General features: G+C 64.2%; 5 protein-coding genes and 1 pseudogene. 5 read left to right on the top strand and 1 reads right to left on the bottom strand.

All coding sequences use genetic code 11. The features are described 5' to 3' along the window. Window positions 1-265: 265 nt before the first annotated feature. The 4 genes from GM910_RS26645 to GM910_RS26630 all read left to right on the top strand — a co-directional run bounded on the left by GM910_RS26645 (window position 266) and on the right by GM910_RS26630 (window position 5165). Window positions 266-2233, top strand: coding sequence for a 5'-nucleotidase C-terminal domain-containing protein (locus GM910_RS26645; protein WP_425482739.1), 1968 nt, complete (start codon window positions 266-268; stop codon window positions 2231-2233). A gap of 346 nt (window positions 2234-2579) precedes the next feature. After that, a complete protein-coding gene (gene hemH / locus GM910_RS26640; protein WP_159593881.1) occupies window positions 2580-3620 on the top strand; it encodes a ferrochelatase in 1041 nt (346 codons plus the stop codon). Window positions 3621-3739: 119 nt separating this feature from the next. Beyond that, window positions 3740-4690, top strand: a complete 951-nt coding sequence (locus tag GM910_RS26635) for an SPFH domain-containing protein (protein WP_159593879.1) — start codon at window positions 3740-3742, stop codon at window positions 4688-4690. 13 nt (window positions 4691-4703) lie between these two features. Then, entirely contained in the window at window positions 4704-5165 is a 462-nt protein-coding gene (locus GM910_RS26630) for an NfeD family protein (RefSeq protein ID WP_159593877.1), read from the top strand. On the opposite strand, the pseudogene GM910_RS27525 reads toward GM910_RS26630, so the two are convergent. Further along, a pseudogene (locus GM910_RS27525) lies at window positions 5160-5272 on the bottom strand (IS5/IS1182 family transposase); the annotation flags it as partial. The gene GM910_RS26630 and the pseudogene GM910_RS27525 overlap by 6 nt on opposite strands. Window positions 5273-5367: 95 nt before the next feature. On the opposite strand from GM910_RS27525, the gene GM910_RS26625 reads away from it, so the two are divergent. Continuing rightward, window positions 5368-5805 (top strand): VOC family protein, encoded by a 438-nt coding sequence (locus tag GM910_RS26625; protein WP_159593875.1) that lies wholly within the window; start codon window positions 5368-5370, stop codon window positions 5803-5805. The last annotated feature ends 112 nt before the right edge of the window (window positions 5806-5917 follow it).

Genomic DNA, 5917 nt, shown 5'->3' with positions numbered 1-5917 from the left:
GGGGGAATCGGTCTCCCGCCAGCCACCGCAACTATGAGTATATCAGATGCGGCGGAGCTTGAGTTACAAGGGGGGCGCGAAGGGGCGCGACTTGTCCGAAGGCTGCACAACGCTTCCAAACGCGCATCATCCCCGCCAAGGGAGCGGAATGGCAACGTTTTTCTTGCATCGCCCTGGAGGCGGTGGGAACATGTTCTCAACACGTTACGAAACCGACATGGTGCGGCGGTAGAGCGGGATAATCTGGGAGCCACTCGGGAGTACGATCATGAGAAAATTTGCAGTTCTGGCCTTGAGCACGTCGGCTCTGGCGCTGTCGGCGGCGCCGTCTTTTGCCGACTACACGCTCAATATCCTGCATATCAACGACTGGCACAGCCGTATCGAGCCCATTAACAAATACGATTCGACCTGCTCGGCCGAGGACGATGCCGCCGGTGAATGCTTCGGCGGCGCGGCGCGGCTTGTCACGGCGGTGGGCGACCGGCGCGCAGCGCTCGACGGCGAGAACGTTCTATTCCTGAATGCCGGCGACAACTTCCAGGGCTCGCTCTTCTACACCACCTACAAAGGCGAGGTGGAGGCCGAGTTCCTGAACCTCATGGAGACCGACGCCATGGTGGTCGGCAACCACGAGTTCGACGACGGCGAGGACGGACTGGCGGCCTTTCTGGGTAAGGTCGAGTTTCCCGTGCTCGGCTCCAACGTGAAGGCGACGGAAGCCTCCGCGCTCGGCGACCGGGTGCAGGAATATGTCGTCCTCGACGTCGGCGGCGAGAAGATCGGCATCGTCGGCGCCGTGGCCAACGACACCGCCGAGCTTTCCTCGCCGGGCGAGAACGTCTCCATCATCGAGGACGTCGAGGGGATCACCGCTGCCGTCGAGGCGGTTGAGGCGGAAGGCGTGAACAAGATCATCGCGGTCACCCATGTCGGCTACCCGCGGGATCTCGCGGCCATCGCCAAGATCCCGGGTGTGGACGTGGTGGTCGGCGGCCACTCCAACACGCTTCTGTCCAACACCGTCGACGGCGCCGAAGGCCCGTATCCCACTTTTGTCGACAACCCGGAAGGCTATCGGGTGCCGGTGGTCCAGGCGAACGCCTATTCCAAGTATCTGGGCGAACTGAACGTGATCTTCGACGACGAGGGCACGGTGAGCCAAGCCACCGGCGACGTGCTTCTGATCGACGCCGCGATCGAGCCGGATCAAGAGGTGGCGGCGCGCGTTCAGGAGCTTGCCGGCCCCATCGAGGAATTGAAGACCACCGTCGTCTCCGAGACGGCCGCCCCCATCGACGGCAGCCGCGAGAGCTGCCGGGCGAAGGAATGCGAGATGGGCAACCTGGTGACCGATGCCATGCTGGCGCGCACCAAGGACCAGGGCGTTGCGTTCGCCATCACCAATGGCGGGGGCTTGCGCGCCTCCATCGACGCGGGCGAGGTGACCATGGGTGAGGTGCTGGAGGTGCTGCCCTTCCAGAACACGCTCGCCACCTTCCAGCTCAAGGGCGCGGATGTCGTCGCCTCGCTTGAAAGCGGCGTCAGCCAGCTCGAGGAAGGCGCCGGCCGCTTCCCGCAGGTCTCGGGCCTGCGTTACACGTTCGACCCGTCTGCCGAGGCCGACAGCCGCATCACCTCGGTCGAGGTCATGGACGGCGACGATTGGGCGCCCATCGACCCCGACGCCACCTATACCATCGCCTCCAACAACTTCATGCGCGGCGGCGGCGACGGCTATGCCCTTTTCGCAGAAAATGCCGAGAACGCCTATGACTACGGGCCGGGACTGGAACAGGTGGTGGCCGACTATCTGGCCGAGAACAAGCCCTACCAGCCCTATACGGATGGCCGCATCGCGGAAGCCAGTGCAGCGATGGCTGAGGACGAGCCGGCCGAGATGGCCGAGGACGACGCCATGACGGAAGAGGGCGGAGAGATGGCCGCTTCCGAGGAGCCGATGGAAGAGGCCGACGGCGAAGCCGCGATGGCCGAGCCGGAGGCCGAAACGGAAGGCGAGATGGCGGCCACGGAAGAACCCATGGACGCCACCGAGGACGCGGCCGCCATGGAAAATACCTATGTCATCATGCGCGGCGACACCTATTGGGACCTCGCGCAGAAGTTCTACGGCGACCCGGAGAAGTGGTCCACGCTGGCGGAGGCCAATCCGCAATTCGGCGAGCGCAGCCTCGTCGTCGGCGCCACGCTGAACGTGCCGCCGGCCGAATAGCCTGCCGGATAGTGTCGGTGCCCAGCCTTTCGGGCGGGGCATTCGTTTTGCATGCGGCCAGAAGCGTCATTTGCGAACGGCTTCGCTAACACTACATTCCGGCGACACTGGGCGCCCCTTCGCGCCCCCCTCTGTCCTGCCGGACATCTCCCCCACGAGGGGGGAGATTGCGCCGGCCACTGGCGCGGGCGCCTTTACTGCAATGCAGGCGAAACCGTCTGCGACGGCCAATCTCCCCCCTTGTGGGGGAGATGTCCGGCAGGACAGAGGGGGGCGCGAAGGGGCGCCGCCTCCTCGCGATTGATCAAGCCAGGTACGATGCCTGGAAGGAAAGCCCACCCCGCGTATGACCGACCCGAAAGCCACCACTTCCCCTTCTTCTGACCAGCCTCGTGTCCACACCGGCAAGGTCGGCGTCCTGCTCGTCAATCTCGGCACGCCCGACGGCACCGACTACTGGCCGATGCGCCGTTATCTGCGCGAGTTCCTATCGGACAGGCGCGTTATCGAGTGGCCGCGCGCTGTCTGGTATCCGGTCCTCTACGGCATCGTGCTCAACACGCGGCCGAAGAAATCCGGCGCCGCCTATGCCAAGATCTGGAACCGCGAGCGCGATGAATCCCCGCTGCGCACCTTCACCCGCGCGCAAGGGAAGAAGCTGGGTGCGGCGCTGGCGGACCACGAGCATGTGATCGTCGACTGGGCCATGCGCTACGGCAAGCCCTCCATCGAGACGGTGACGAAGAGCCTGATGGAGCGCGGATGCGAGCGCATCGTCGCCTTCCCGCTCTATCCGCAATATTCGGCCTCCACCACGGCGACGGTGAACGACAAGGTGTTCGAGGCGCTGACGAAGATGCGCTTTCAGCCGGCGCTCCGCACCGTGCCGGCCTATTATGACGAGCCCGTCTATATCGACGCGCTGGCGCGCTCCATCGAGCGCCATCTGGCCTCGATCGATTTTACGCCGGAGGTGGTCGTCGCCTCCTATCACGGCATCCCGCAAAGCTATGCGCGGCGCGGCGACCCTTATGGCGAGCATTGCCATGAGACCTCGCGCCTCCTGCGCCAGCGTCTCGGCTGGGGGGAGGAGAAGCTCCTCACCTGCTTCCAGTCGCGCTTCGGGCCGGAGGAGTGGCTGCAGCCCTACACGGACAAGACGGTGGAAAGGCTGGCACGCGAGGGCGTGAAGTCCATCGCCGTCTTCAACCCCGGCTTCGTCTCGGACTGCCTGGAGACGCTGGAGGAGATCGCCATCGGGGCGGGCGAGATCTTCCACGAGGCCGGCGGCGTGAACTTCACCCACATCCCCTGCCTCAACGACAGCGAGGAAGGGATGGCGGTGATCGAAGCGCTGGTGCGGCGCGAGCTTTCGGGGTGGGTTTGAGGTCCCGCGGCCTGCCATTTTCCATCTCGCGGCGCGTCCACCGCTAGGCTACACTCCCGCCACAATTGACGGGCAGCGCCCTCACCCACAAGCCCAAAATGGCATTTCAGGAGTATCCAATGTCTTTTTCAGGTTTCGATATTCTCATTCCCGTTCTTGTCGTTCTCGTCCTTCTTCTGCTCTTCGCCGGCATCAAGACGGTGCCGCAGGGGTATAACTACACGGTGGAACGCTTCGGGCGTTACACGCGCACGCTGACGCCGGGCCTCAACATCATCGTGCCCTTCATCGACCGCATCGGCGCCAAGATGAACATGATGGAGCAGGTGCTCGATGTGCCGACCCAGGAGATCATCACCCGCGACAACGCCACCATCGCCGTCGACGGGGTGGCCTTCTTCCAGGTCTTGAGCGCGCCGCAGGCGGCCTATCAGGTGGCCGGGCTGGAGAACGCGATCCTCAACCTGACCATGACCAACGTCCGCTCGGTCATGGGCTCCATGGATCTGGACGAGCTCCTGTCCAACCGCGACACGATCAACGAAAGGCTCCTGCACATCGTCGACGAGGCGGCCAGCCCCTGGGGCATCAAGATGACCCGCGTCGAGATCAAGGATATCAACCCGCCGGCGAACCTGGTCGAATCCATGGCCCGCCAGATGATGGCAGAGCGCAACAAGCGGGCGCAGATCCTCGAAGCCGAGGGTTTGAAGCAGTCGCAGATCCTGGAGGCCGAGGGCCGCCGCGAGGCCGCCTTCCGCGACGCCGAGGCGCGCGAGCGCGCAGCCGAGGCCGAGGCGCGCGCCACCCAGGTGGTCTCGGAAGCGATCGCCCAGGGCGATGTGCAGGCGGTGAACTACTTCGTCGCCCAGAAATACACCGAAGCGCTGGCGAAGATCGGTTCCTCGACCAACAACAAGATCGTGCTGATGCCTTTCGAGGCCTCCTCGCTCATCGGCACGCTGGGCGGCATCGGCGCGATTGCCCGCGATGTCTTCGGCGAGGACGGCAAGACCGTCCGCCCTGCCTCCCCGGCGCGCCCGCCCGCCGTCGGACCGGACCGCGGCTGAACGGAGGCCCGCCATGCTGATGAGTATCCTGAGCGAGCTGGGCCCCTGGAACTGGATGCTCCTGGGTTTCGTGCTTCTGGCGCTGGAGATACTGGTTCCCGGCGCCTTCCTTCTGTGGATCGGGATTGCCGCCATCCTCACCGGCGCCCTGTCGCTCCAGCTCTGGAGCATGGCCTTCTGGAGCTGGCAGATACAGGTTCTCGTCTTCCTCGCGCTGTCGCTCGCTTCGGTCTATATCGGCAAGAAGCTGATGGACGCGCGGCGGGGGGAGGAAACGGACGAACCCCTGCTCAACCAGCGGGCCAAGCAGCTCGTCGGCCGCACCGCGGCCCTTGAAGAGCCGATCACCGAAGGCCGCGGTCGCATTCGCCTGGGCGACACGCTGTGGCGCGTCTCCGGCCCCGACCTTCCGGCCGGCACGAGGGTGCGCGTGGTGGCGGCGAAGGGCGGTGAACTGCAGGTGGAGGCGGTGTAAAGTCTGCCGGTCGTCGACCCGCGCAACGCCCCGGCTCTTTTTTGCGGCAGCAATGGCTCGATTAGCGACCATTCAAAATCCGTCAGATCAAACCGGCGACGTATCACAAGGCTCCCCTCCAGAGCCCTGAATCAACCACTTGCTCACCTGGCAAGCAGTTTCATGAGTTTACGGTCCAGACGACGCCTTGTAGATTGGACACATGGCGCTCAAACGGATGGACAACGTAGGAATCGTCGTCGATGACCTCGAAGGGGCGATTGATTTCTTTCGCGAGCTCGGCCTCGAGCTCGAAGGGCGGGCCACGATCGAAGGAGAATGGGCCGGACGTGTCACTGGACTGGGCGATCAGCGCGTCGAGATTGCCATGATGCGCACGCCGGACGGCCACGGCCGGCTCGAGCTATCCCGCTTCCTCACGCCGCCTGTTGTCGCAGATCACCGGAACGCCCCGGTCAACGCCTTGGGCTACCTCCGCGTCATGTTCACCGTGGACGACCTCGACGAGACGCTTGAAAGGCTCCGCAATCGCGGCGCGCAGCTCGTAGGCGAAGTCGTCCAGTATAAAGACGCGTATCGGCTCTGCTACATCCGCGGGCCTGAAGGGCTTCTTATCGGACTCGCCCAAGAACTCAGCTGAGCGCATCTCACAAAGGCCCGTTGTTAGACTAGTGCGCATCCATAAACCGCTGTTTTTGCGAGTGTTCAAGGTCGTTTGGCGGCTCAATCCATGGTGTTTTTGCGGCACGTGA

It is taken from the genome of Chelativorans xinjiangensis (assembly GCF_009812055.1).
GTDB lineage: Bacteria > Pseudomonadota > Alphaproteobacteria > Rhizobiales > Rhizobiaceae > Chelativorans > Chelativorans xinjiangense.
This window is presented reverse-complemented; position numbering and strand designations above follow the sequence as displayed.